The organism is Marinobacter sp. (assembly GCF_046484525.1).
Classification (GTDB): domain Bacteria; phylum Pseudomonadota; class Gammaproteobacteria; order Pseudomonadales; family Oleiphilaceae; genus Marinobacter.
This window is the reverse complement of the sequence record NZ_JAWOIS010000013.1, coordinates 1-25,727: the sequence shown is the minus strand read 5'-3', so window position 1 is coordinate 25,727 and position 25,727 is coordinate 1. Positions and strand designations below refer to the sequence as shown.

Genomic DNA, 25,727 nt, shown 5'->3' with positions numbered 1-25,727 from the left:
CCGTTTGTCTACGGCCTGGCCTAATCGAGCCAGAAGCCGGAGCGGCAGAAGTATACCGACACTATTAGAGAGTTTGAACGCCGGCGCCCGAACAGATAGCGGGAACGGCGCAGGAAATGCTTCCGGACCTTGCTTTCGCAGACTGATGAACGGCTGACAGGAAGCCCCGGAAGAACAGGAACCGTGCGGAAAACCGACGGGCTACATCGCGAAGAATCATTGCCACGCAAGGCCGGGCCGTCCAGCTTACAAATACGACGTGAGACCCAGGCACCTGTGTGAACCTGAAAACGGATAACATGCGTCAACAGACATTCACCCTATGCGACCTCTCCTTGCCAACAGGCAGAAGGACCGTCGGCGGTGGTACTGAACCAATGGAATCGCGCCCCATAAGGGTCTGATTCGGTCTGGCCGCCGGGTGCCTCAGTTGTAACAGGCCCGCGGCACGCACGTTTCGCTTCGCTGATGCGAATCCCCCCGGTTTTCTGTCAAAACCAAACGACAGGAACCCTTTCTTTCCATGAAAAGAATGCTCATCAATGCAACTCATCCTGAAGAGTTGCGCGTAGCCCTGGTCGATGGCCAGCGTCTGTTTGACCTTGATATCGAATCCAGCTCCCGCGAGCAGAAGAAAGCCAACATCTACAAGGGTCGAATCACCCGTGTAGAGCCCAGCCTGGAAGCTGCGTTCGTGGACTTTGGCGCCGAGCGCCACGGCTTCTTGCCCCTGAAGGAGATCTCCAAGGAGTACTTCAAGAAGTCCCCAGGCCAGATCGAAGGCAAGATCAACATCAAGGATGTCGTATCCGAAGGCCAGGAAGTCATCATCCAGGTCGACAAGGAGGAACGCGGTAACAAGGGCGCAGCCCTGACCACGTTCATCTCCCTGGCCGGCCGTTACCTGGTGCTGATGCCCAACAACCCCCGTGCAGGCGGCATTTCACGCCGCATCGAGGGTGAGGAACGGGCCCAGCTCAAGGAAGCCATGAACAACGTCCAGGTTCCCAAGGCCATGGGCATCATCGTGCGTACCGCCGGCATAGGCCGCACCACCGAAGAGCTCCAGTGGGACCTCGACTACCTGGTGCAGTTCTGGGAAGCAATCACCCAGGCTGCAGGTGAGCGAAAGGCCCCCTTCCTGATCCACCAGGAAAGCAACGTCATCATCCGTGCCGTGCGGGATTACCTCCGCCAGGACATCGGCGAAGTCCTTATTGATGCGGCGAATGTCTACGAAGACGTGCTCAACTTCGTGCGCGCCGTGATGCCCACCTTCGAGAACAAGATCAAGCTGTACAAGGACGAGATTCCTCTGTTCAGCCGTTACCAGATCGAAGGTCAGATCGAAACCGCCTTCCAGCGGGAAGTTAAGCTGCCCTCGGGTGGCTCGATCGTGATCGACCCCACCGAGGCACTGGTTTCCATCGACATCAACTCCTCCCGCGCCACCAAGGGCCAGGACATCGAGGAAACCGCCCTGCAGACCAACCTGGAAGCGGCAGAAGAAATTGCCCGCCAGCTGCGCCTGCGCGATATGGGTGGTCTGATCGTAATCGATTTCATCGACATGACCCCAGCCAAGCACCAGCGCGAAGTGGAACAGAAAATGCGTGAAGCGCTGGAGATCGACCGGGCACGGGTCCAGGTCGGCAAGATCTCTCGCTTCGGCCTGCTGGAAATGTCCCGCCAGCGTTTGCGCCCGTCCCTGGGTGAGACCCGCAGCGAAGTCTGCCCGCGCTGTGAAGGCCAGGGCACCATTCGTGGCATCGAATCACTGGCCCTGAGTATTATGCGCCTGATCTACGAGGAGTCTTCCAAGGAGAAGACCGGCGAGGTCCGCGCCGTCGTGCCGGTATCCGTTGCCACCTTCCTCCTGAACGAGAAGCGCAAGCAGCTGGCCGACATCGAATCACGCCAGAACGTCCAGGTCGTGGTGGTTCCGGTGCCACATATGGAAACTCCCCACTTCGAGATTCTGCGCCTCCGTCAGGACGAGACCGCGCCCGAGCACATCTCCAGCCACCAGGTAGCCCAGGAATACAGCGAGCGCGAAGAAGAAATCTTTGAAACGCCGAGCGCCGAAAAACCGGTACGCGAACAGGCTGCCGTGAAGGCGATCCGGCCGTCCGCACCGGCGCCGACACCGACGCCTACAGTGGCAGAGGCAGCTTCCCAGGAAGAAGGCCTGTTCCGACGGCTCGGTCGCAAGATCGCCTGCTTCTTTGGTGGCGAGAGCCAGCAGGGCGACGAGCGCGAACAGAGCAAGCGCCCGCCCCGCCAGGACCGCAGCGCCCAGGATCGTCGCAAGTCCCGGGTAGCCCGGGATGACCAGCGCTCCGGCGGCAACCGCAGCAGTGATCGCCGCCAGGGAGGCCAGCAACAAGGTCGCGCTGACGATACCCGTAACCGTGGCCGCGGACGCAGCGACGACCAAACCCGTGGCGGCCAGGGCCGTCAGGGCAGCGAGAAAGGCCAGGACAAAGGCGCTGAAGGACGCAAGGACAACAAGGGCCGCGGCCAGGGTCGTAACCGTCCGCAGCGGGACCAGAAGGACAACCGCGAACAGAAGGATAGCCGCGGCCAGAAAGACCAGCAGCAGGCCAAGCCCCAGAAGGAGCAACAGCCTCCCAAAGAGCAGAAGGATACTGCCCAGAAAGGCTCCGGCGGTGACAAACCCCGTAAGCCGCGCCGCCAGCGGAACCGCGACGGCTCCCCGGCCGAGGCGCCTTCCAGCTCCCCGGCAGACCGCAAGGCCGCGCGCAGCGACAAGCACCAGAAGGACACTCAGCCCGAGAAAGCGGCTGAGCCGGAAAAGGCAGTCAATACTTCAGACAAGGGCGCCGAGCAGAAGGCCGAAACACGGTCATCCGCACCGGAGAAAGCTCCTGAGTCGAAGCAGGAATCTCGTCCGGCAGCCAGCGTAGGTGCTGAGAAAGCCGAAGCTCAACAAGCTCCCGCCAAGGCAGAGGAAGAGAAGAAATCCAGGCCCGATACCGCACAGCCTAAGGCGGAGAAGGCGGATCAGGGAGAAAAGCCCGCAAAGGCAGACCAGCCCGCGAAAGCCGATTCGACGGAGAAAGCTGAAAAACCCGAAACCAAGCCAACCCGCAAGGAATCGGCCAAGCCTTCGAAGGCGGAAGCAGACACTCCCAAGCAGGAGGCTGCTAAAGCCGAAGAGCCCAAACAGGCGCCCGCCAAAGCTGACACAGCCAAGTCCGAGGAGCGCAAGCCGGAGGCAGCCAGCTCTGAAGAGCCCAAGCCTCAGGCCGCCAAAACGGAGCCTGTGAAAGCCGACTCTGGCGAAGCTGAGGCAACCAAAGCCGAACCGGTAAAGGCTGAGCAGCCAAAGGCAGAAAACCAGCCAGAGGCGGTAAGCCCCAAAGCAGAAGAGCAGCTAACCGCCAGGAAGAAGGAGGCCCCGCAGGCTGAGAAGCCCGAGGGTCAGGCTCCGAAAGCGGAGGCAAAGGCCAAAGAGAAAGAGCCCGCGCCAAAGTCCGCCAGCACGCCTGAGGCTGAAAGGCCGAAGGAAGAGAAGGCGCCCGCACAGAGTGCCCCGGAGCCCAAGGCACCCGAAGCGCCCCGGATTTTCCAGGGTGAGAGCGGAAAGCCGGAAATGGACCTGCCAGTTACGCCGGGCCGGGCGTATAATGATCCACGTGAAGTCCGTCGCCGTCAGCGTGCAGCGGAAGAAGCCCAAAAGGCCGGGAGTAACTGATAAATGCTATCCAATTCCGACATAGAAGCGCTGGAAGACATCCTGTTCGCGGAGCCCTGGGGTGATGACGCCCTGGACTTTTTCGGGCTCCACGGCGTGGTTTGCGCCAGCGTCGTCGGCCCGGTTGAGCTGAGCGCGGAAGATATCTTCCGCCTCGCCACCGCCACCGAGCAGGTGCCCGGTGGCGAAATCCCCGAGGTATTCCGCCGCAGTGTCGCCCAGCTGTCAAAGGACATGGCCCACGCCCTCGATATGGGGCAGGCCCTGGAACTTCCGGAGCCCGAGGACGGTGACCCGATGAACGCGCTGGAAAACTGGAGCGCGGGTTTCGTGGAGACGTTCCTGGAGCACGAGGAGGAGTGGCTGGAGGCCGCCAGCGAGGAGGAAACCGCAGATCTCATGGTTCCCATGCTGACACTGTCGGGGCTCTTCGATGACGAGGATTTCCAGAAGGTCCGCAACAGCGACAAGCTGTCCCGCCAGATGGCCGACGCTATTCCGGACTCACTGACCGACCTCTACCTGCTGTTTCACGCTCCGGACTGAGCCGGAGCTTCAACACCCGCAGGTTCGCGAAAATGATGCCAGACCGGCTCCAGCCCGTCTGGCATTTTCATGATATTCCCCAGTTCACACCAGGGTGCTCCCGGGAAATGGAAATCACTGCCCTGGGATGCCCACATCCCGTTGCGCCGGCAGAGTTCCGCCAGAAAGCCGAGATCCCCGCTGGACTGACCGGAGGTGGACACCTCGATGCCCTGCCCTCCGGCCCGGCAAAACTCCGAGGTCAGCTCCCGGAGCTTGGTGGCAGTCAGCTTGTACTTGCGCGGATGCGCCAGCACCGCAATACCGCCGGCGTCAGTGATCCACTGGACCACCTCCGGCAATTCCGGCCAGTAGGCACGCACATCGCCGGGCTTTCCAGCGCCCAGATACCGTTTGAATGCCTGGGCGGCATTAAGGACAACACCCGCCTCGATCAGCGCTTCGGCAAAATGGGGCCGTCCGGGCACATCACTACCGGCCTTGGCGGTCGCCCGTTCCAACAAGTCCGGCACTTTCAGGCGCTGGAGCCGCTCGGCTATCATGACCGCCCTCGCCCGGCGGTTGTCCGTCTGCTGCGCGACCCGGGCAGTGATTGCGGGATCCTCCCGATCAAAATCCAGGCCGACAACATGGATCGTCCGGCCTTTCCACAGGCAGGACAACTCGATTCCGGACACCAGCGTGATTCCGGATTCGCTTGCCGCCTTTGCAGCTTCAGGAAGACCGTTCAGGGTATCGTGATCAGTCAGGGCCAGGTGCGTCACCCCCTTTTCAGCAGCCCGGACAATAAGGTCCACCGGTGCCAGGGCACCGTCCGAGGCCGTGCTGTGGCAGTGCAGATCAATGCACAAATTCGGGGGTTGGGGTATAGTCACAAAAAATCCTTAACCGGTTGAGAGAGCTTCATGTATTACGCCATTATCAGTGAAGATATAGAGAACAGCCTTGCCCTGCGCCAGTCTGCACGCCCAGCTCATCTGGAACGCCTGCAGGCACTGAAAGCGGAGGGCCGGTTACTCGTTGCCGGGCCACATCCGGCGATTGACACCCCCGAGCCCGGCGAGGCGGGATTTACCGGTAGCCTCGTGATTGCCGAATTCGACTCGCTCGAAGCAGCCCAGGCCTGGGCCGACGCCGATCCCTACATTGACGCCGGCGTGTACCAGAAGGTGACGGTCAAACCCTTCAAGGCGGTGCTTCCCTGAAGCGCTGGGCCGCGCATGAGTTTATTGTAATGGTGACCGGCTTGAACAGCGGGTCATCTGTGACAAAATTGCGCCTTTAACATCTGGTGTTTTTCACCATCCAATTCCGGGAATGTAATCTGTGACGCCTTTTCGCCTGATCATCAGTCTCTTGTTCATCGTATCATCTATTGCAGCCGCCCAGGCCAGAACCGTATGGGTTGATGACAAGCTCTACCTTCCTGTTCGTTCGGGCGCCGGTAGCCAGTACCGGATTATCGAGAATGCGGTACCCAGTGGTACAGCCCTGGAAGTGCTCGAAACCGGGGAGAGCTACACGAAGGTCCGAACACCCAAGGGTACCGAGGGTTGGGTGGCGAGTCAGTATCTGAGCAACACGCCCATTGCGGCCGACCGCCTTCAGGCCGCCAATCGGGAGCTTGAGCAGACCAAGACCGAACTGGCCCAGATAAAAGAACAACTGTCCGAGGTCACGAAGGAGCGCAATGCTCTGGAAAATGCTGAGTCCAACCTGTCCAGTCGCTCCCAGCAGCTGCAGGAAGAGTTGCAGCGGATCAAGAGTATTGCCGCCGATTCCATCAACCTGGAACGCCGCAACCGGGAGTTGAACGAGGAAAACCAGAAACTCCGCAACGACCTGGAAGTACTGACCGCCGAAAACGAGCGACTGGAGGCGAGCAAGGAGTCCGACTTCATGCTGCTGGGAGCCGGACTTGTCTTCGGGGGGGTCCTGCTGGCACTGATCATTCCCATGCTCAAGCCCACCCGCAAGACCGACAACTGGGCCTGACCTTTCCGCTCAGTCCAGTACATTCGCGCAAAAAAGAAGGGCGGCCCGCGGGCCGCCCTTCTTCGTTCCTGACCGCCGGATCAGACCAGCGGCTTCTCGGAGACGATGATGCCGTTATTATCGGCATACACGTAATGACCCGGATGAAAAGTCACGCCATGGAAGGCAACCGGAATATTCAGGTCACCGATGCCACGCTTATCGGTTTTCCGGGGCACTGTCCCCAGTGCCTGTACACCCAGGTTGGTCTGACCGATCTCGTCCACATCGCGGATGCAGCCATAGATGACCAGGCCGGCCCAACCGTTGCTGGCTGCCTTCTCAGCCAGCATATCGCCCAGCAGTGCGTTGCGCTTTGAGGCACCGCCATCAACCACCATGACGCGACCGTGACCAGGCTGCCCCACCTGCTCCTTGACCACGGAGTTATCCTCGAAGCACTTGACGGTAACAATCTCACCACCAAAGTTTTTCACGCCGCCGTAGTTGTTGAAGCCGGGCTCGACCACCTGGACTTCCGGAAACTCGTCACACAGATCCGGGGTAATAATGTCTGCCATGTTGTCACTCTCCTTTGTCCGGAAATGGAATCAGTCGATCTTCTCGTCAGCCAGGAAGAACCAGGTGTCCAGAACCGAATCCGGGTTCAGGGATACAGAATCAATGCCCTGATCCATCAGCCACTTGGCGAGATCCGGGTGGTCCGACGGGCCCTGGCCGCAGATACCGATGTACTTGCCAGCCTTCCTGCAGGCCTGGATGGCATAGAACAGCAGGATCTTGACGGCTTCATCCCGCTCATCGAACAGGTGGGCGATGATGCCCGAGTCGCGGTCCAGACCCAGGGTCAGCTGGGTCAGGTCGTTGGAACCGATGGAGAAACCGTCAAAGTGCTCAAGGAACTGATCCGCCAGCAAGGCGTTGGCTGGCAGCTCGCACATCATGATGACCCGAAGGCCATTGTCGCCCCGCTTCAGACCGTTCTCGGCCAGCAGGTTAACCACCTGCTCCGCCTCACCGACGGTCCGTACGAACGGCACCATGACTTCCACGTTGGTCAGGCCCATCTCGTTACGTACTTTCTTCAGGGCACGGCACTCGAGCTCGAAGCAGTCACGGAAGGTATCGGAGATGTAGCGGGAAGCCCCCCGAAAGCCCAGCATCGGGTTCTCTTCGTCCGGCTCGTACAGGGTGCCGCCAATGAGGTTGGCGTACTCGTTGGATTTGAAGTCGGACAGGCGAACAATCACTTTCTTCGGTGCAAACGCAGCCGCCAGGGTGGAGATGCCCTCCACCAGCTTGTCCACGTAGAAATCCACCGGGGAGTCATAGCCGGCAATGCGCTTCTCCACGGTCTGCTTGATGTCCCGCGGCAGACCGTCAAAGTTCAGCAGCGCCTTCGGGTGCACGCCGATCATCCGATTGATGATGAACTCCAGGCGCGCGAGGCCAACACCCTCGTTGGGCAGTGCCTGGAAATCGAACGCCCGATCCGGGTTGCCGACGTTCATCATGATCTTGAACGGAATGTTCGGCATGGAATCCACAGTATTCTCGCGCAACTCGAAATCCAGTGCGCCTTCGTAGATCATGCCGGTGTCACCCTCGGCGCAGGAGACCGTCACGTCCTGCCCGTCCTTGAGCACTTCGGTGGCGTCGCCACAACCGACAACAGCCGGAATACCCAGCTCCCGGGCAATGATTGCCGCGTGACAGGTCCGGCCGCCACGATCGGTAACGATCGCGGAGGCACGCTTCATGACCGGCTCCCAGTCGGGGTCCGTCATATCGGTAACCAGGACGTCGCCCGGCTGCACACGATCCATTTCATTAATGCTGGTGATGATTTTCACCGGACCACTGCCGATCTTGTGACCAATGCTGCGGCCTTCCACCAGCACCTTGCCGGTTTCGTTCAACAGATACCGCTCCATCACATTGGCACCGACCCGGCTCTTCACGGTCTCGGGGCGCGCCTGGACGATGTAGATCTTGCCATCGTCACCATCCTTCGCCCATTCGATGTCCATCGGACGGTTGTAGTGTTTTTCGATGATCATGGCCTGCCTGGCCAGTTCTTCCACCTCTGCATCGGTAATGGAGAAGTGGTTGCGGTCTTCCTGGTCCACCTTGACGGTCTCGACGTACTCGCCTTCGCCGGGGCTGGAATGGTAGACCATCTTGATGGCCTTGCTGCCCAGGTTACGGCGCAGCACCGCCGGGCGACCGGCGTCCAGGGTGGGCTTGTGAACATAGAACTCGTCCGGGTTCACCGCACCCTGGACCACGGTCTCGCCGAGGCCGTAGGAAGAGGTAATGAAGACGACGTCCCGGAAGCCGGATTCGGTATCCAGGGTGAACATGACGCCACTGGCCGCCGTCTCACTTCGCACCATCTTCTGGATACCAGCGGACAGGGCCACCAGCTTGTGATCGAAGCCGTGGTGTACCCGGTAGGAAATGGCCCGGTCATTGAACAGGGAGGCGAAGACCTCCTTGACCGCGCGGCGCACCTGCTGAAGGCCCACCACGTTCAGGAAGGTTTCCTGCTGCCCGGCGAAGGAAGCATCCGGGAGGTCTTCCGCGGTGGCAGAAGAGCGAACAGCAACCGCCATTTGCTCGTTTCCGTCCTGCAGCTTGGCATAGGCCTCTGCCAATGGCTTTTCCAGAACTTCAGGCAAATCGGTCTCGATGACCCACTGGCGAATCTGGGAACCGACGCGGGCCAGTTCGTTCACATCGTTAACGTCCAGCTTATCGAGGGCATCATCGATCTTGTCCTTGAGACCGTCGGTCGCCAGGAACTCACGGTAGGCGTAAGCTGTCGTGGCAAAACCACCGGGAACGGTGACACCTGCGTTGGCGAGATTACTGATCATTTCGCCCAGGGAGGCGTTCTTTCCGCCTACCCGGTCGACATCAGACATTCCGAGGTGATCAAACCAGATGATGTAATCTTCCAAAGCGCGTCTCCCTTAGAGTCTGTGAAGCAAAGAGCAAAACCGGGCCAGCGATATTCAGCGGCAAATGCAGGCAATATCCACTGCGGAGTCTCGAACTTGGCGTGTATGATACTGTAACCTGCGGCAATTACCTAGGGCACTCACTGTCAGATTTGGAACCGGACACACACCATGAAACGTACTGCCTTCTTCATTTCCGACGGCACCGGCCTGACCGCCGAAGCCCTCGGCCACGCTCTTTTGGCCCAATTCGAGAAAATCGACTTCGAGCGCGTGACCGTTCCCTACATCGATGACGAGGACAAAGCCCGGGCCATGGTAACCCGGATCAACAAGGCCTCTGAGACCGATGGTGACCGGCCGCTAGTATTCGACACCATCGTCGACAGTGATATTCGCGACATCATCTCCCGCGCCGACGGCTTTATGGTCGACATTTTCGGTACCTTCCTTAATCCCTTGGAACAGGAACTGAATGCCTCTTCTTCTTACACCGTAGGCAAAAGTCATTCGATCAACAACGAAGGAAGCTACGAACGCCGGATAAAGGCCGTCAACTTCGCCCTGGATAACGATGATGGCGCCCGCACCCGTTATTACGACGAAGCGGATCTGATCCTCATCGGCGCCTCCCGCAGCGGCAAGACACCAACCTGCCTCTACCTTGCCCTGCAGTATGGCGTAAAAGCCGCCAATTACCCGATTACCGACGAAGATCTGGCCGACCAGCGCATGCCCAAGGCCCTGCGCCCCCACCGGGAAAAACTGTTCGGCCTGACCATCGACCCGGAACGCCTGGCCACCATCCGCAACGAACGGCGGCCCAACTCGCGCTACGCGTCCATCCAGCAGTGCATGCATGAAATCGAAGAGATTGAACTGATGTACCGGCGGGAGCGGATTCCCTACCTGAATACCACGGCGTATTCGGTGGAGGAGATTTCGACCAGAATCATGGTGACGACCGGACTGAAGCGGCATCGGTGACGATGAAGCAAGGGTCTGAGATGAAGTTGGGGTCAGAAGAACGCTTTCTTCTGACCCCATTTTCATCCGACCTACAACTCCTGAATCTCCAGCCCCAGGTCCTTCACCATCTCCCGGTTATCGGAGCTGGTCACCACCGCGGTGCTGGCCTTCTCCGGCACCAGCCAGGTGCTGGCCACCCGCTTCAGGTCATCCAGGGTCACAGCCAGGACCCGCTCCCGGAACCGGGCGCGTTGCTCGGGTGATCGGCCGAACAGCTTGTTGTGGAACGCATGCCGCGCGGCCCCAGCCGGTGACCGGGGCCGGTCGAGCTGGCCGATGACGCCGAGGATGGACTCCTCCAGCTCCTGGTATTCATGGTCCGTTTCCTGCAGCCAGTCCAGGGCCTTGTCGAAATCTTCCAGGGTCTCGCCCAATCGGGGATCCCGGTAGGAGAAGAACCGGAACACGCCATTGACACTGTCCTGCCCGGCGCCACCGCCATAGGCACCCCCCTTCTCGCGGATGGCCCTGTGCAGATAGCCGTTACGCAGGAACCCGCCAAGCACGGTCAATGCCGCCGCATCGGGATGATCCACGGGCACCGTCTGGTATGCCTTGGCGCAGAAGTTGACCTGGGTGGAGGTCAGCCAGGCTTCCCGGGTGGTGTAGTCGACCGGGTCCATACGCCAGGTTTCCGCGCTGCCACCGGGCTCGCCTTGCCAGCAGGATTTGAGGTCATCCACCATGGCCGGCAGCTGCTCGTCTTCGCCGATCACCAGGAACTGACGCTGCTGGTTCCGGATCTTCTCGTGCAGAGCCGCCAGCCGGCCGCAGAAGGCCTCAAGCTCGGCCGGATCATTCACGGCTTCATCCAGTTGCTTGGTACCGCGGATTCCCGCCAGGCCACCAAGACGATAGGCCAGCCAGGCGCCCGCACTCAACCCCTGGGATGCCGCACCCATGGCCAGGGCGTGGCCACTGCCGGTCACCGCCTGGACCCGACGGGCCCGGATCTGGGCAATGATTTCCCGGATACGGTCCTTCTCGTCAAAACGCGCGCCATTGTAGACATCGTGCAGCAATCTGGTGAGTTTACCGCGGTTCCGCGCCAGGGCCTTGCCACTGAAAATCAGGTAGCCCGAGACATCCTGAACATTATCGATCTTGCCCTTGGTGCTGAAGGCCGCACTGATGCCACCGGATTCCGCGGAAATCCGGTCCTGCATCTGCAGGTAATCCAGATCACCACACCCCACTTCCGAGATCAACGTGGTGTAGTAAGGCAGGAACAGGAGATCCTCTTCGCTCAGCGTCGGCACCGGCAGCACTACCTGTTCATACACCAGGCCGTTAGTACCGCGGGCGTAGACCGTCGCGGAAATATCGCCGTCATAGCGGCTCTCCGGCTCGGGCATCTGCAGGGGCACATCGGACAGGTCCACCTTGGGCAGGATGGAATCGTCATCCTTGCGCATCTGGCGCTCTTCAAGGGCGCGGGCGCGATCAACAATCCGCTGCGCCTCTTCCTCCGTCAGGGCGGCCTTGCGACGGGCCAGGGCTTCACGAATCGCCTGCTGGCGCCGGGACTCCAGCTTCTCGTCCGGGCGCAGGGTCAGGGTGATCCGGTGCGGATTTTCCAGCAGTTTGCGGCGAATCAGGCCCGGCACATACTCCGGATCCTTGATCTTCTCCCGCAGGGTTGCCAGTACCGGCTCAAGATCAAGCAGTTCCACAGGGTCGCCGCCATGAACCATCGGTGCGATGGCACTCATGATCAGTTGCAGCCCATAGGGGAACTGGTCTCCGGCGATTTCCCGCTGGTGCAGTTCCAGTTGGTGCAGGATGGCCTCCAGCCGTTCCTCGCTGACACCCTCTTCAATCACCTTCTGCAAGGTGTTCTCGATCAGCGTCTCAAGTTCCTTGTGTTTATCCGGCTCGCTGCCCTCGATACCACAAACGAAGGTCATCTCTCGGTTGGAGTCCTCAAGGCCGCACATGGGCGACGGCGCATGACCAAGATCGGTGGTTTCCAGTGCCCGCATCAACGGGGAGGCACTGTTTTCCAGCAGCACCGCCGAAAGCAGCTGGCCTTCCATGTTTTCCAGCAAATCAAAACTGTGGCCGAGCAACCAACCCATCACGATATGGGCCTTGTTGTCGGTGCCCTCACCCTCGTTCACGGCATAGCCCTGCTCTACCCGGACCGGGCTGAACATCCGCTTCTCGTCACGGACCGGCAGCTCGATGTCCAACTTGTCGAACTGCTTGAGCGCCAACTCCTCGAAACGCTCGTGATGCTCGTGGGCCGGGATATTGCCGTAAGTAGCGAAAATCGCGTTGCTGGGGTGGTAATGGTGGCGATAGAAGTCCACCAGATCGCTATAACTCAGATCGACGATGTGGTCCGGCTCACCGCCACTGTTGTAGTGGTAGGTGGTGGTCGGGAACAGGTGGCTGCTGAGGTTCTGCCACAGCTGGGATGTCGGTGCGCTCATGGCGCCTTTCATCTCGTTGTATACCACACCGCGATACACCAGATCGGTATTCGGATCGTCCGGCTTCTCGAATTCCAGCCGATGACCTTCCTGGGCAAAATCCAGGGGGTCCAGTTTGGAGAAGAACACCGAATCCAGATAAACCGAGAGCAGGTTGTCGAAATCCTTCCGGTTCATGCTGGCAAAGGGATAGGCTGTCCAGTCACTGCTGGTAAAAGCGTTCATGAAGGTGTTGAGGGACCGACGGATCATCATGAAAAACGGATCCCGGACCGGATATTTCGCACTGCCACACAGCGCTGTGTGCTCCAGGATATGGGCCACACCGGTGGAGTCCATCGGGAAGGTACGCAAGGCAACGAAGAACACGTTCTCGTCGTTGTCCGCCGCCAGGTGCAGGTGGCGGGCACCGGTCTTCTTGTGACGGTACTCCTCAACCTCCAGGTTGAGGGTGTCAATCCGGTGACTGCGTAGCTTCTCAAAGGCCGGATGGGGTGTGTTCTCGATCACAGCAGCCATTCAATCTATCCTGTCTTTAAACAAATGGAGACTTGTAGGGTAACACGTAGTATCGATTATCATGCACAGTCCCGTAGCGATAAGGTAGCCCTGCACGCCATGACCAAGTCTGCTGAAGAAACCACAACCCTCGAGGCCCCGGAAGTCGCCGCCTACTGGGCGGAGCGACGCCGCTACATCGAACGCATTCGAAAGGTGCCGGAGATCCGCAACAGGTTCTGGCGGGAAGTCGGCATCTACCTTCTGCGTCGCCTGCTGTGGTCGTTCGGTTTCTTCCCGATCATGATTGCCTTCTGGGTTCCGTTCGTACTGTCGAGTTTCAACCCCGTGGCCATGGCCGCCGACCTGATTCCCCTGCTGCAGGATTTCGTCAACTCCAATCCGGAAGTGCAAGCCACCACTATCAGCACCATTCTGATCGCCTGGGCTTCAATCGGTTTCTTTTTCCTGGTCTTCGACTTTGTCCTGACCCCATTCCGCTCTCCCTATGAATACGAAGCCGATGTCTACATGAGATCATGGGAACAGCTGAACCATGACAAGCTTCCGGACAAAGTGTGATTTGGCCGGCATTCTCGATAACTTCAGACACTTTCTGTTACATAACATTGCAGTCAGTAGTTAAGATCAGGAGGTAATCCGGATTCGGTAAGACAGAATCAAGAGGTTCCTCCATGGTCGATTTCAGACCACTGCTGTTCATAAATGCCCTGGCGCTGATGCTCCTGGTGACCGCCGGTTTTGCCTCGGTGGGTAATGACCACAGCTTGCTGGAACTGCAACCCTCACCCGCGCCGTCGAACACCATTGAGACGGCGGCTACCGACACGCCTGAGCCCGCCGAGCCCGAGAAAATACAGGAGGCGCCAGAGCCGGCACCTCCGAAACCGGCTCCGGCAGCAATTACTGTGGCCGAGCCCTTCAGCATTCCGCCCATGCCCGAAGACACTCGAACAACGGCAATGGCGGAACCCGCACTCAAACCGGAACCGGAACCCGAGCCGACCACCGGCCTGATGGTACTGCGCTCCAACGTCATCGGCGATCAGGTCACCATCAATGGCAAACAGTACGGCGCTACCCGTCTCGATCTGGAGCTCCAGCCCGGCGAATACGACGTCACCATCAGCAAGCCCGGCTATCAATCCTGGCAACAGACGGTTGCCCTGAAAGCCGGGGAAGAGATGACCCTGGTCGGCAAACTGGAGGCCTACACCACCGTCAATTACCACAACGGAACCTGGGTCGGCGGGGTCAGGACCGGTGACGGCACTTACCAGGACAAAGACGGACTTCGCTACGAAGGCCATTTCATCGACGGCCAATTCCATGGCAAGGGCACCGCATGGTACCCGGACGGCAGCCGCTACGAGGGCGACTGGGCCAAGGGGCAACGCCAGGGCGAAGGCGTCTGGCGCGGTGCCGCGGGTGCCGAGTACACCGGCCAGTTCGCTGCCGACAAATTCCACGGCAAGGGTACGCTGACCCGGGCCAACGGGGACATTTTCACCGGCCAGTGGGCTGACGGCCTGGTCAATGGCCACGGCTCCCTGACCACCGCTGACGGCATGCTGTATGTCGGCGGCTTCCGAGATAATGAATTTCACGGTACCGGCGCCCTTACCTATCCGGATGGCCGCGCCTACGAGGGTGAGTTTTCCAACGGTGAGTTCCACGGCGCGGGTGCCGAGATCTTTGCCGACGGCAAGAAATACGAAGGGCAATACATGGAAGGCACGTTTCACGGCAAGGGTCTGCTGCGCAATCCCAACGGCAGCTCGATCGAGGCCACCTTCCGCCATGGCGAACCCTATGGACAGGTTCGTCTGACCACCGCGGCCGGTGAGGTATTCACTGCCCGCACCACCGAACCCGGTGTGTGTTATCGGGAGAAGAGCTATCGGGCCACCCAGTGCCCGCAACTGGAAGGCTGGTAAGTTCCGGCCCGGTAACCCACGCAATCGCAGTAACAGGTTGAGGTAGTAACCATGTCGATCAAGAACGCTCTGCTTGTAGATGACTCCAAGGTAGCCCGGTTTGCCCTGAGCAAGCTGCTGGAAAGCCGCGACATGCAGGTCAACATGGCCGGCTCGGCGGAAGAAGCCCTGGAATTCCTGAACAGCCATGAGCGCCCGGACGTGATTTTCATGGACCACCTGATGCCCGGCATGAACGGCGTGGAAGCCACCCGCGCCATCAAGGGCAATCCGGACACCGCGGGCATTCCGATCATCATGTGCACCTCGAGGAAATCCCCCTCCTTCACCGAGGAAGCGAAAAACTTCGGGGTCTATAACATCCTGACCAAACCGCCCCAAACGGACGGCGTGGGCGAGGTTCTCGACCAGCTGGCCAGTGACGTCAGCAATGGCAACCTGCCGGAGCCAACGTTCACGGACATCCCGCGGAAGGAGGATCAGGAGGTTTTGCGGGTTCCCGAAGATGCGTCGGTCCGACTCGCTCCCAAGACCGAACCGGAGCCGGACCCGAAGACCAATGGCCACGCCTCACCCAACGTGGTGCCGCTTACCAGTGAACTGATCGAACAGATCGCCCGCTCAGCGGTGAAGACCCACATCAACAACCGCCTTCATGAACTGCTGAGCGACCTGTTCGATGAACAGTTTGATCACCTGAGGCGCGCCCTGGATGAGACCCGGAGCAATCAGGAAGCCGCCATTGAGGAGAAACTGGGCGACTTGTCGGAACTGATCGAACAGCGCACGCGGCACCTGCGGGATGACGTGGCCGCCGAGGTAAACCTGAACCTTGCGCGCGAGCTGGCCGATCTGAAACGGGACCTCAAGCAACAGTCCGGCTTCACCAGTGAGCATATGGACGAGCTCAAAGACCACATCACCAGCGTGCAAACCATCGACACCGAGTTCTGGCAAACGCTGCAGTCGGAGGCGATCCAGCAGGCCCATGAAATTTCCCGGGAAACCTCTGAAGACATCGCCCAGCGCACCATTGACCTGTTCGTTGCCCAGCAACGCGCCGCCAACTCCCGGGTCTACACCCTGGGCCTGGCAGTCAGCCTCGGCATCTTCAGCGTCGGAATTGCCTGGCTATCTGGGCTGTTTGGCTGAGCCGGCCGCGGATGCGCCGCCAGTCCGAGGGCGTGTCGACATCGTCATGAATGCCATCAACGGGCACCAGGGTAGCGCCAACCTCCGTGAGCAGCCTGCCGGCGCCACTATCCCCTTCCAGGGCCATCACCTCCGGCCATAGCCAGCGAGGCAGATAAGCCGGTACACCGGCCCTACCGCCATAATCCGCCGCCATTGACTGGTTGGGCACCTGCCGTGCCGCCTCCCCCATTGCCCGCAAGGCCTCCGGATCCAGCAACGGCTGGTCTGCCACCAGCACAAAGACGCCCTTCACCCGAGGCCCCAGGCTCTGGACGCCTGTTGCCAACGATGCGGACAACCCCTGAGCCCAGTGCTCACAGGGCAACCAGACGGACGGCTGGAAATGGCAGCGGAAACGGATCAAGGGGTACCAGGCGCCGGTGACCACTCGCACATCCCGGCTGAGCAGCCGGGCCTGGCGCAACGCCCGATCCAGAAGAGTACCGCCATCCGGCAGCTTGAGCAGGGCCTTGGCACGCCCCAGGCGGGTTGATGCACCGGCTGCCAGCACAATCACGGCAAAACCGGATTCGTCCGGATGAGAACTGAACCTTCTGATAAGCACCCCGATAGCAATATCCAATGGCGGTAAAGCACCGGCGCACTGCCGGAACTGCTGATTTTTGCTAGAATTCGCCCATCACTCAATCATACCCTCCGGACTTCCGATGAATCACCTGTTTGTCGACAACCTTACTGTCATCGATTTCGCTTACCTGGACGCCACGCGTGGGCTGGTAGGCGAGAGCTGGATTGCCGACGTGGTGCTCGGCGGCGAACTGGACGAACAGGGCATGGTGTTCGACTTCAGCAACGTCAAACGCACCATCAAGCGCGTGATCGATGAGCGCGTCGACCACCGACTGGTAATCCCCCGCGGTTACCAGGGCCTGGCCTGGGACGAAGACCAGCCGGACACCTTCATCTGGAACCTGACAGATGGCAGCCAGATTGTCCACCGTTCTCCGGATGAGGCAGTCGTCTGGCTCTCCGCCGAGCACGTGGTGCCCTCCGCAGTGGCCCGCCTGCTGGAGCATGAGCTGATGGAGGTGTTGCCGGCCAATGTCACCTCTGTGGCCATCAACCTGCGCGAGGAAGTGATCGAGGGTGCCTACTACCATTATGTCCACGGCCTGAAAAAACACTTGGGCAACTGCCAGCGCATTGCCCACGGCCACCGCTCCCCGATCCGGATCGACCGCAACGGCCACCGGGATTACGACCTGGAACGCCGCTGGGCCACCCTGTGGCGTGACATCTACGTGGGTTCCGAAGAGGATATCATTCGCCGCCACGTCGGTGCTGATGGCGTGCGCTACGTCACCTTCGAATACGAAGCCAACCAGGGCGAATTTGCCCTCACCCTGCCCGAGGAACGGGTATATATGCTCGATACCGACACCACCGTCGAACTGATTGCCGCACACATGGCGGACAAGCTGAAGGTGGAGTTTCCGACGGATGCGATTCGGGTGAAGGCGTATGAGGGTGTGGGGAAAGGGGCGATTGCCGAGCGCTGAACCGGTAACGCCGGGTCAGGCGAAAGCACGAAGCCAGCGACCTAAGACGGGGTCAGATGAAAGCTTTCATCTGACCCCATTTTCATGCCAGAGCCAGGGGTCAGATCAAAAAAGGGGACAGGCGATTGCACCTGCCCCTTTTCAAACTCAGGGGTCAGAAGAACGCTTTCTTCTGACCCCATTTTCACTTTCATCCAGGCACAAAAAAACCGCCCGAAGGCGGTTTCTCTGCTGGCTTGCCGGTGGACTAAACCGTCAAGCCAAATTGGCGTCCCCTAGGGGGTTCGAACCCCTGTTGCCGCCGTGAAAGGGCGGAGTCCTAGGCCACTAGACGAAGGGGACTAGAAATTGGTGGAGCCAGGCGGGATCGAACCGCCGACCTCAACACTGCCAGTGTTGCGCTCTCCCAGCTGAGCTATGGCCCCTCAACGGCTGCGTATATTAAGGATCCACCCGGGGGGCGTCAACACTTAAAAACACTTTTTTTTCAGTTTTCTGAACGTCCCTGTCCAGATCGATTACTTCTTCACCAAACCGATTATTACACACCCAGCGCGGCGTATTCCTTCTCCACTTTCTTGGTTTCTTTCTTGGAGAAACCACCCAGAACCTCCAAGGCGTGACGCAACCGCGAACGGGTCATGTCCGGTCCCAGCAGGGCCATGGAATCCATCACCGACCAGGAGTTTGGCGTACCGGCAATCGCCACGAACACCGGGAACATGAAATCACCCATCTTCAGCTCCATGGCCTTGGCCAGGCCCTTGATGTCGGCGAAGATGTTTTCCTTGCTCCAGTGCCGCTCGGCTTCCAGCTTCCAGAGGGTGAACTGCAGCACCCGCTTGATCTGGGCCTCTTCCAGCTTGTTGTGGGCAAAGTCTTCCGGAGTCAGGTTGAGCATGCCGGAGAACATGAACTGGGCCATGGGCACTACGTCAGAGAATACCTCGGCCCTGCCCTTCACGTGCGGAACCAGGGCCTTCAGGGCGTCCTCATTGAACCACCACTGACGCATGCGCTCCATGAACTGCTCATCGTCGAGCTCCTCGCGCAGCCACTGGCCGTTCAGCCAGCGCAGTTTCTCCACATCAAAGACCGGACCACCGAGGGAAACCCGCTGGATGTCGAAGTTCTCGATCATTTCATCGAGAGTGAACTTCTCCCGCTCGTCCGGCATGGACCAGCCCATACGGCCCAGGTAGTTGGTCACCGCTTCCGGCAGGAAACCCATGCGCTCGTAGAAGTTGATGCTGGTGGGGTTCTTGCGCTTGGACAGCTTGCTCTTGTCCGGGTTACGCAGCAGCGGCAGGTGGCAAAGTACCGGCATGTCCCAGCCGAAATACTGGTACAGCAGCTTGTGCTTGGGCGCGGAGTTGATCCATTCCTCACCACGGAGAACATGGGTAATCCCCATCAGGTGATCGTCCACCACGTTGGCCAGGTGGTAGGTCGGCATGCCGTCGGACTTGAGCAGGATCTGGCAATCCACCTGGCTCCAGTCGATCTCGATGGTGCCGCGCAGCATGTCATCGATCTCGCAGATGCCCTCATCCGGTACCTTCATACGGATCACGTACGACTCACCCGCATCCAGGCGGCGCTTGACCTCTTCATCCGACAGTTCCAGGTCGCCCTTGATGCCCGGGTTCATACCCTTGGCCTTACGCTCCTCGCGAATTGCCTCCAACTCTTCCGGTGTGCGGAAACAGTAAAAGGCGTGACCGGCCGTTACCAGATCCTCCGCATACTGTGCATACATGTGCTTGCGCTCGGACTGGCGGTAGGGGCCGTGGGGGCCACCCACATCGGGGCCTTCGTCCCAGTTCAGTCCCAGCCAGCGAAGGGCCTGCAGGATATCCTGCTCGGATTCCGCCGTGCTGCGTGCCTGGTCCGTATCTTCAATGCGCAGGATGAATTGCCCTCCGTGCTGCCGGGCAAAGCACAGGTTGAACAGGGCCACGTAGGCGGTACCAACGTGTGGGTCTCCGGTGGGGGATGGAGCAATTCGGGTACGTACAGTCATAAACCTTCCTGAAATGTCGGTGGCCGTTTGATAAAGCCGGCATTATACCGGCCCTCCGACGATTTCGCATGGCCATCCCACTTGGCGACGTATGGATTTTTGTTATATTATAACATTTCATCCAGTACAGCTTCAGGAAACCGAAAATGTCGATCTTGTCCCGCATGGGCCGATCTCTTGCTCCCGCACTTCTTGGCGCCTCCATGGTCACAGCTGCGCCCGCAAACGCCGAAGTGAACGTGGTCACCTCTATCAAGCCATTGGAACTGCTGGTGCGGGCGGTAGCGCCCGAAGATGTCCAGGTCACAACCCTGGTACCGCCGGGCTCCAGCCCCCATAACTACACCATCCGGCCGTCCCAGCGACGCGCCCTGGAGAATGCGGATCTGGTGTTCTGGGTCGGTCCGGACATGGAATCCTTCCTGATCCGACTGCTGTCCGCGGACGAGTTCCGGGAGCGCACCATCGCACTCTCAGGAGAAGAAGTTGACGGGGATGAACATGAAGAAGAACAGGGTCACGATCACGGCCATGGCGAAGGCGAGGACCCACATCTGTGGGTAGACCCGATGCTGGGTCTCGAGATGGCCCGGGATATTTCAAAGGCACTGGCCGAGCAGGAAGGCGCAGACCCGAATGCGATCAGCCAGAAGCTGGCCGCATTTGAGGCCGCACTTTCCAAGAGGGAAGCGGCAATTCGCGAGCAGCTGGCACCGGCGAGAGAGATCGACATTTTCGCCTACCACAGCGCCCTGATCCGCTTTACCGAGCACTACGAGCTGGAACTGGCGGGCGTGCTTACCCTCAATCCGGAGCTTTCTCCCGGGGCACGGCACGTCGCCGAAGTTCAAGACAAACTGCGTGAAGCGACGCACCCATGCCTGCTGACCGAGCCCCAGTTCAACCGCCAGTGGTGGCGCTCCATCACCGAGGGGCTGGACGTGACATTCAGCACCTGGGATCCGCTGGCCATGGACATCGAGGCCACCGGGACCGGCTACCTCGACTTCCAGCAATCCATTGCGAATGCCATCCTCCAGTGCCTACCAGAGGATACTGAGCATTAACGGAATGGAGGCCATGGCCAGCAGGGTCTGGCCACTGATGATGCCCGCCATCAGGGGGGCATCCCCACCCAGCTGTCGGGCCAGGATGTAAGCGGAGGTGGCGGTGGGTAACGTTGCCAGCAACACCGCCACCTGCACCATCAGACCTTCCATACCGAGCATCCACGCCAGGCCCGCGGCCATTAGCGGAAAGGCCAGCAGCTTCAGCACCGATGACACCAGAAACGGCATTGACGCCCCGCGCAGGGCAGTCAGCTGCAGCCCGGCCCCCACGGTCATCAGCCCCATGGGCAAGGCCAGGTTACTCAGAGGCTGAAGAATTCCTGCCAGCAGCGGATGAAAACCGATCTGGAAATAGCTCCACACCACCCCGATCACCGAGCCGACAATCAACGGATTGGTGACGATGGCCTTCAGCACCTGACCAAACCGCACCTTGTCCTGATCCGCCACCAGCGTGAACATCAGAATGCACAACAGGTTCAGCGACGGCACCATGACCGCCACAGCGATCGCCGTCAGGGACAGCCCGTCATCGCCCAGCAGCATGCCGCCTGCTGCAAGGCCCACGTAGGAGTTGAACCGGATCGCGCCCTGATACACAGACGAAAACACCGGCCCACTCCAGCGCCAGATCAGTTGCACCAAGACCACTGCCAGGGTCATGACCAGCAGCATGGAGCAAATCAGCAGGGCAATGTCGCCATAGGCCGATGGAGGCAAGCGGGCCTGTCCGAGCTTGAACACCAGCATCGCCGGGAACAGCACGTAATAGGTGAAACGCTCCGCCTGGGGCCAGAAGTCGCCACCGGGAAAGTCCCAACGCCGGAACAGGTGCCCGAGCATGATCAGCACGAACACCGGCACCAGTGCCTGCACCATCACTGGCATATCAACAACTCCAATCCGTGTGTTTGGTCATCAACCCTCTACTATCACGAGGTTCTCACCGGAGTCAGTTGTTTCCAGCCGCCCCAGCGGTGACAGCTCCAGACCCTGCTCCCGGGCCACGGCTTCGAACTCGGAACGACTCTCCTCAGCCACACAGACCATCAGGCCGCCGCTGGTCTGGGGGTCACAGAACAGCAGTTTGTCGGCTTCCGTCATGCCGGAGATGGCTTTGCCAAAAGCGGCTGCGTTGCGGTGAGTACCACCGGGAATACAGTCTGCGGCGATATAGGGCTGGAGGTTAGGCAACACCGGAATGGCACCGCGGTTCACGGTTGCCCGCAGCCCGCTGCCCCGACAGATCTCCAGCAGATGCCCGGCCAGGCCGAAGCCGGTCACATCGGTCATGGCATGGACCCCGTCCACTTCCGCAAAGGCCTCTCCCACTTTATTCAGCGTCGCCATGTTCTTCACCGCAACCGCAAGATCCTCCGCGCTGACCCTGCCCTTTTTGGAGGCGCTGGTGAGAATCCCCACCCCCAGTGGCTTGGTCAGGTACAGCAGGTCCCCGGCTTTGGCGGTGTCATTGCGGACGATCCGGTCCACCGCCACTTGGCCGGTCACCGCCAGACCGAAGATGGGCTCCGGAGAATCGATGCTGTGGCCACCAGCCAGGGCAATCCCCGCCTCGGCACACACCGCGCGGCCGCCATCGATCACCTGGGCGGCAATCTCCGGCGCCAGCTCGTTCACCGGCCAGCCCAGAATGGCAATAGCCATCACCGGTTTACCGCCCATGGCATAGACATCACTGATGGCATTGGCGGCGGCAATCCGCCCGAAATCAAACGGATCATCCACCACCGGCATGAAAAAATCGGTGGTACTGATCACGCCGAGGCCATTGCCCACGTCCGCGACGGCGGCGTCATCACGGCTGCTGTTACCTACCAGCAGGCGCGGGTCCTTGAACTCGGGCGCGTCGGTATGAAGGATGCGATCCAGTACATCGGGCGCAATCTTGCAGCCACAGCCTGCGCCGTGGCTGTATTCGGTCAGTCGGATAGCCAAAGTACGTTTCCTATTTTTTCGCATGTAAATGAACGTATTCAGGAAATACGCGCAAGTCTACCCGTCGGCCCGGTTTGCATCCATATCTCCACCACCCAGATCAATCCCGTACCTTTCAGCGGAAGCATTCCCATGCAAGAATTCTCGTTCAAGCCCAACCAGCAGGAACTGCAATGAGCCAGGACAACTCCCACGGCCCCGCCACGGGCATCATTCACAACCGCCATCACCGGGACAGCTTCGGCAGCCCCTACTCGCCGGTCTACAACACCACCACCTACCAGTTCGAGAACACAGACGCGCTGCTGGACGTGATCGAGGGCCGCGCGCCGGGCCATCTCTATACCCGCTGGGGCACCAACCCGAGCATCGAGGAGCTGGAACAGGGGCTGGCCCGGCTTGAGAACGCAGAGGCCGCGCTGGCGTTCGCCTCGGGCATGGCCGCCATTTCGGCGACACTGCTGGCCCATGGTCGCAAGGGTATTGTGTGCGTGGGTGATCTTTACGGAGGCACCCAGGAGCTGCTGGTAAATCACTGCCAGGCACTGGGCATTCCGGTGCATTTCCTGTTCAAGGAAGACGTGGGCCAACTGGCAAACACCCTGGATGAACCCGGCAAACTGGTCTATTTCGAGACGCCGGCCAACCCCAACCTGGCCATTCTGGACATTGCAGCCATTGCCAGGATCGCCCACCCGCGTGGCGCACTGGTGGCGGTGGACAACACCTTTGCCAGCCCCATCAACCAGCAACCACTGGAGCTGGGCGCCGACCTGGTGTTGCACAGCGCCACCAAGTACCTGGGCGGCCACAGCGACCTGACCGCAGGCGCACTGATGACTACGGCAGAACTGGCGGCAGCGGTTGTGCCCTGGCGCAAGAACCTGGGCCAACTGCTTGCCCCGGAAACCGCCGCCCTGCTCTCACGAAGCCTGCGCACTCTGCCGGTGCGTATCCGCCAGCATAACGAGAACGCCATGGCGGTGGCACAAGCCATGGAACAACACCCGAGGGTGCGCCGTGTGCTCTACCCCGGCTTGCCCGGATTTGCCGACCACGAACTGGCAGCCCGGCAGATGAAAGGTTTTGGAGGCATGGTCACGATCGAGGTGGATGGAGACCGGGCGGCATCCACCGCGGTGGCAGACAAACTGCGCCTCTTCCTGTTAGCCACCAGTCTCGGTGGCGTGGAGAGCCTCGTCAGCCAACCCTGCGCCACCAGCCACCATGGCTTGAGCCAGGAAGAACGGCTCAAGCGGGGCATTACCGACGGCATGCTGCGGCTGTCCATCGGGCTGGAAAACAGCGAGGATCTGATCGCGGATCTCAACCAGGCCCTGGCCAGAGCCTTCGGCTAAAACCTCAGCGACTGACCAGAAAATCCGCCAGCCGGCGGGTCAGGAATCCGGGCAGCAGCTTGTTGGTGAACCACAGGCTGCGGGCCCGCTTGCCGGGAATGATCAGGAACCGGCGCTGATCGATGCCCCGGCGAATCTGCTCAACGGCAAATTCCACCGGCAAAGTGCCGGCCATCAGCTTCAACGACTCGGTCTGTTTGGGCCGGTTCTTGCGCTCCTCCACCACCAATGGCGTCTCCACCTCCGGCGGACAGACCACAGACACATCAATGCCCCGGGGCGCCAACTCGATACGCAACACCTCCGCCAGGCCAACCACACCGTATTTGGAGGCACAGTACGCCGAATACCCATAACATCCGACCAACCCGGCCATGGAAGCCACAAACACCAGTTGGGTACCGGACGTCAGATGCGGCAGGGCGCCCGCCGCCACATGGCGGGAGCCAAGCAGGTTTATGTTGATCAGCCGGGTGTAGGCATCATCGTCGATCTCGTCAAAGGGCGCTGCGATACAGATACCCGCGCAGTGGATGACCACATCCGGCCCCTGTTCCGCCGCAGCCTCTGAAAATACTTCCCGGACCGATAAGGAATCACCGACATCCAGGGCAAAGGCGCGCACCGGGCCTCCGCCGGAGATGGCCGAAAGCTCGGCAACCGCATTTTCCGTGGATTGGATATCAAACAGTGTGACCGCGCAGCCAGAGCGCACATAATCCCGCGCAAGCTGGAGGCCGATGCCGCTGGCGCCGCCGGTGATGTAGATGTGTCTGGGAGGATTGGATGACTCGACTTTACGGGAGTGTCTCATGCAGGGAACGATCTCCATTCTGGTTATTGTTCCCTTTAGCTTAACCAGCCATCGCTGAGGAACCTATGCCTTCATTGACGGAACTTGAAGTGGCCGAACAGCCAAATGGGCGTTCAAAGACCGAGCCACTCCGCCAACTGAAGATTGGTTTTCAAGCGTAAACGCTGCTGCAGCATGCCCTCGAATACACCGTCCAAGGTATGACTCTCACCCAGTAACGGCAGCGCCGCTTCCGCCTCCGAGTAGAACTGCCGCTCACGTTCCGTTCCGACAATGGCATGCTCCCACCACTCGATCACCCGGGGCCGGGCCTGCTTCAGAAGGGAATCTGCCGGGAGCCTTTCGGACTTCGCCGCATTGGCGGTGTGGGAAGCAGGCAACAGATTCCACAGATCGTTATTGTTCCAGCGGGACCAGGGAAAGCAATGGTCAATATCATAGCGGCTCCGGGAAAGCTCTCTGGCGGTCCACACACACTCCACTGAACCGTTAGACAACTGCTGCTCCACCAGCTTGCGCACCACCGAAGTATCACGCCGCCCTTCTACCCACTGCAGCGCCTTGTGGTAAGTCTCCGACGAGTACCGGGCCTCCCAGCTGCCCATCAGGTTGATCCACTCATTCACAATGGCAGGCTCAACCCAGCAGGC

The 25,727-nt window shown here is 60.0% G+C and carries 21 protein-coding genes and 2 tRNA genes; 11 read left to right on the top strand and 12 right to left on the bottom strand.

What is annotated here, in order from left to right:
- The first annotated feature begins 523 nt into the window (after positions 1-523).
- Positions 524-3,718, top strand: coding sequence for a ribonuclease E (rne, locus tag R6W86_RS02750; RefSeq protein WP_410327867.1), 3,195 nt, complete (start codon positions 524-526; stop codon positions 3,716-3,718).
- 3 nt (positions 3,719-3,721) lie between these two features.
- Complete coding sequence (locus R6W86_RS02745; RefSeq protein ID WP_410327866.1) at positions 3,722-4,264, top strand: YecA family protein; 543 nt, start codon at positions 3,722-3,724, stop codon at positions 4,262-4,264.
- Here R6W86_RS02745 and R6W86_RS02740 read toward each other — a convergent pair.
- Positions 4,249-5,139 carry a PHP domain-containing protein gene (locus R6W86_RS02740; RefSeq protein ID WP_410327865.1) on the bottom strand — a complete coding sequence of 297 codons (891 nt, stop codon included), beginning with the start codon at positions 5,137-5,139 and terminating at the stop codon, positions 4,249-4,251. The two genes, R6W86_RS02745 and R6W86_RS02740, sit on opposite strands and share 16 nt — an antisense overlap.
- 30 nt (positions 5,140-5,169) lie before the next feature.
- Here R6W86_RS02740 and R6W86_RS02735 point away from each other — a divergent pair, with 30 nt between their 5' ends.
- Both R6W86_RS02735 and R6W86_RS02730 read left to right on the top strand, forming a co-directional pair.
- Positions 5,170-5,469 (top strand): YciI family protein, encoded by a 300-nt coding sequence (locus R6W86_RS02735; protein ID WP_410327864.1) that lies wholly within the window; start codon positions 5,170-5,172, stop codon positions 5,467-5,469.
- Between the two features lie 121 nt (positions 5,470-5,590).
- Complete coding sequence (locus R6W86_RS02730) at positions 5,591-6,259, top strand: TIGR04211 family SH3 domain-containing protein (protein WP_410327863.1); 669 nt, start codon at positions 5,591-5,593, stop codon at positions 6,257-6,259.
- Between the two features lie 80 nt (positions 6,260-6,339).
- Here the strand turns inward: R6W86_RS02730 and rraA are convergent, their stop codons facing one another.
- Positions 6,340-6,819, bottom strand: a complete 480-nt coding sequence (gene rraA, locus R6W86_RS02725; protein ID WP_410327862.1) for a ribonuclease E activity regulator RraA — start codon at positions 6,817-6,819, stop codon at positions 6,340-6,342.
- A 30-nt stretch (positions 6,820-6,849) separates the two neighbouring features.
- Positions 6,850-9,186, bottom strand: a complete 2,337-nt coding sequence (gene ppsA, locus R6W86_RS02720) for a phosphoenolpyruvate synthase (protein WP_410327952.1) — start codon at positions 9,184-9,186, stop codon at positions 6,850-6,852.
- A 207-nt stretch (positions 9,187-9,393) separates the two neighbouring features.
- Here ppsA and R6W86_RS02715 point away from each other — a divergent pair, with 207 nt between their 5' ends.
- On the top strand, positions 9,394-10,209 hold the full coding sequence (locus tag R6W86_RS02715) for a pyruvate, water dikinase regulatory protein (RefSeq protein ID WP_410327861.1): 816 nt from the start codon (positions 9,394-9,396) through the stop codon (positions 10,207-10,209).
- A gap of 71 nt (positions 10,210-10,280) precedes the next feature.
- Here the strand turns inward: R6W86_RS02715 and R6W86_RS02710 are convergent, their stop codons facing one another.
- The gene (locus R6W86_RS02710) at positions 10,281-13,205 is read right to left on the bottom strand and encodes an insulinase family protein (RefSeq protein WP_410327860.1); all 2,925 of its coding nucleotides are present in this window, start codon (positions 13,203-13,205) and stop codon (positions 10,281-10,283) included.
- 99 nt (positions 13,206-13,304) lie between these two features.
- On the opposite strand from R6W86_RS02710, the gene R6W86_RS02705 reads away from it, so the two are divergent.
- The 3 genes from R6W86_RS02705 (at position 13,305) to R6W86_RS02695 (ending at position 16,294) form a co-directional block, all read left to right on the top strand.
- A complete protein-coding gene (locus tag R6W86_RS02705) occupies positions 13,305-13,766 on the top strand; it encodes a hypothetical protein (protein ID WP_410327859.1) in 462 nt (153 codons plus the stop codon).
- Between the two features lie 113 nt (positions 13,767-13,879).
- Positions 13,880-15,142 (top strand): PEGA domain-containing protein, encoded by a 1,263-nt coding sequence (locus R6W86_RS02700; protein ID WP_410327858.1) that lies wholly within the window; start codon positions 13,880-13,882, stop codon positions 15,140-15,142.
- 51 nt (positions 15,143-15,193) lie between these two features.
- Positions 15,194-16,294 (top strand): response regulator, encoded by a 1,101-nt coding sequence (locus R6W86_RS02695; RefSeq protein ID WP_410327857.1) that lies wholly within the window; start codon positions 15,194-15,196, stop codon positions 16,292-16,294.
- Here the strand turns inward: R6W86_RS02695 and R6W86_RS02690 are convergent.
- Positions 16,254-16,901 carry an NTP transferase domain-containing protein gene (locus R6W86_RS02690; RefSeq protein WP_410327856.1) on the bottom strand — a complete coding sequence of 216 codons (648 nt, stop codon included), beginning with the start codon at positions 16,899-16,901 and terminating at the stop codon, positions 16,254-16,256. The two genes, R6W86_RS02695 and R6W86_RS02690, sit on opposite strands and share 41 nt — an antisense overlap.
- A gap of 103 nt (positions 16,902-17,004) precedes the next feature.
- On the opposite strand from R6W86_RS02690, the gene R6W86_RS02685 reads away from it, so the two are divergent.
- A complete protein-coding gene (locus R6W86_RS02685; RefSeq protein ID WP_410327855.1) occupies positions 17,005-17,856 on the top strand; it encodes a 6-carboxytetrahydropterin synthase in 852 nt (283 codons plus the stop codon).
- A gap of 266 nt (positions 17,857-18,122) precedes the next feature.
- Here the strand turns inward: R6W86_RS02685 and R6W86_RS02680 are convergent.
- From R6W86_RS02680 to gltX, 3 genes are all read right to left on the bottom strand, one after another.
- A tRNA-Glu gene (locus R6W86_RS02680) sits at positions 18,123-18,198 on the bottom strand.
- Positions 18,199-18,205: 7 nt separating this feature from the next.
- Positions 18,206-18,281 (bottom strand) — tRNA-Ala (locus tag R6W86_RS02675).
- 116 nt (positions 18,282-18,397) lie between these two features.
- Positions 18,398-19,879, bottom strand: a complete 1,482-nt coding sequence (gltX, locus tag R6W86_RS02670) for a glutamate--tRNA ligase (protein ID WP_410327854.1) — start codon at positions 19,877-19,879, stop codon at positions 18,398-18,400.
- A 146-nt stretch (positions 19,880-20,025) separates the two neighbouring features.
- Between gltX and R6W86_RS02665 the strand changes: the two genes are divergently transcribed.
- Positions 20,026-20,946, top strand: coding sequence for a zinc ABC transporter substrate-binding protein (locus R6W86_RS02665; RefSeq protein WP_410327853.1), 921 nt, complete (start codon positions 20,026-20,028; stop codon positions 20,944-20,946).
- Here the strand turns inward: R6W86_RS02665 and R6W86_RS02660 are convergent.
- On the bottom strand, positions 20,923-21,837 hold the full coding sequence (locus tag R6W86_RS02660; RefSeq protein ID WP_410327852.1) for an AEC family transporter: 915 nt from the start codon (positions 21,835-21,837) through the stop codon (positions 20,923-20,925). The genes R6W86_RS02665 and R6W86_RS02660 overlap by 24 nt on opposite strands.
- A 30-nt stretch (positions 21,838-21,867) precedes the next feature.
- Complete coding sequence (selD, locus tag R6W86_RS02655) at positions 21,868-22,905, bottom strand: selenide, water dikinase SelD (protein ID WP_410327851.1); 1,038 nt, start codon at positions 22,903-22,905, stop codon at positions 21,868-21,870.
- Between the two features lie 173 nt (positions 22,906-23,078).
- Here selD and R6W86_RS02650 point away from each other — a divergent pair, with 173 nt between their 5' ends.
- Positions 23,079-24,263, top strand: a complete 1,185-nt coding sequence (locus R6W86_RS02650) for a trans-sulfuration enzyme family protein (RefSeq protein WP_410327850.1) — start codon at positions 23,079-23,081, stop codon at positions 24,261-24,263.
- Positions 24,264-24,267: 4 nt separating this feature from the next.
- Here R6W86_RS02650 and R6W86_RS02645 read toward each other — a convergent pair whose 3' ends face one another.
- A complete protein-coding gene (locus R6W86_RS02645; protein ID WP_410327849.1) occupies positions 24,268-25,077 on the bottom strand; it encodes an SDR family oxidoreductase in 810 nt (269 codons plus the stop codon).
- Positions 25,078-25,190: 113 nt separating this feature from the next.
- On the bottom strand, positions 25,191-25,727 hold a 537-nt coding region (locus tag R6W86_RS02640), incomplete at its 5' end, for an HNH endonuclease domain-containing protein (protein ID WP_410327848.1).

Coding starts and splice junctions, on each gene's coding strand:
- rne (WP_410327867.1), top strand. CDS start 524: ATGAAAAGAATGCTCATCAATGCAACTCATCCTGAAGAGTTGCGCGTA.
- R6W86_RS02745 (WP_410327866.1), top strand. CDS start 3,722: ATGCTATCCAATTCCGACATAGAAGCGCTGGAAGACATCCTGTTCGCG.
- R6W86_RS02735 (WP_410327864.1), top strand. CDS start 5,170: ATGTATTACGCCATTATCAGTGAAGATATAGAGAACAGCCTTGCCCTG.
- rraA (WP_410327862.1), bottom strand. CDS start 6,819: ATGGCAGACATTATTACCCCGGATCTGTGTGACGAGTTTCCGGAAGTC.
- ppsA (WP_410327952.1), bottom strand. CDS start 9,186: ATGTCTGATGTCGACCGGGTAGGCGGAAAGAACGCCTCCCTGGGCGAA.
- R6W86_RS02715 (WP_410327861.1), top strand. CDS start 9,394: ATGAAACGTACTGCCTTCTTCATTTCCGACGGCACCGGCCTGACCGCC.
- R6W86_RS02710 (WP_410327860.1), bottom strand. CDS start 13,205: ATGGCTGCTGTGATCGAGAACACACCCCATCCGGCCTTTGAGAAGCTA.
- R6W86_RS02705 (WP_410327859.1), top strand. CDS start 13,305: ATGACCAAGTCTGCTGAAGAAACCACAACCCTCGAGGCCCCGGAAGTC.
- R6W86_RS02700 (WP_410327858.1), top strand. CDS start 13,880: ATGGTCGATTTCAGACCACTGCTGTTCATAAATGCCCTGGCGCTGATG.
- R6W86_RS02695 (WP_410327857.1), top strand. CDS start 15,194: ATGTCGATCAAGAACGCTCTGCTTGTAGATGACTCCAAGGTAGCCCGG.
- R6W86_RS02685 (WP_410327855.1), top strand. CDS start 17,005: ATGAATCACCTGTTTGTCGACAACCTTACTGTCATCGATTTCGCTTAC.
- gltX (WP_410327854.1), bottom strand. CDS start 19,879: ATGACTGTACGTACCCGAATTGCTCCATCCCCCACCGGAGACCCACAC.
- R6W86_RS02665 (WP_410327853.1), top strand. CDS start 20,026: ATGTCGATCTTGTCCCGCATGGGCCGATCTCTTGCTCCCGCACTTCTT.
- R6W86_RS02660 (WP_410327852.1), bottom strand. CDS start 21,837: ATGCCAGTGATGGTGCAGGCACTGGTGCCGGTGTTCGTGCTGATCATG.
- R6W86_RS02650 (WP_410327850.1), top strand. CDS start 23,079: ATGAGCCAGGACAACTCCCACGGCCCCGCCACGGGCATCATTCACAAC.
- R6W86_RS02645 (WP_410327849.1), bottom strand. CDS start 25,077: ATGAGACACTCCCGTAAAGTCGAGTCATCCAATCCTCCCAGACACATC.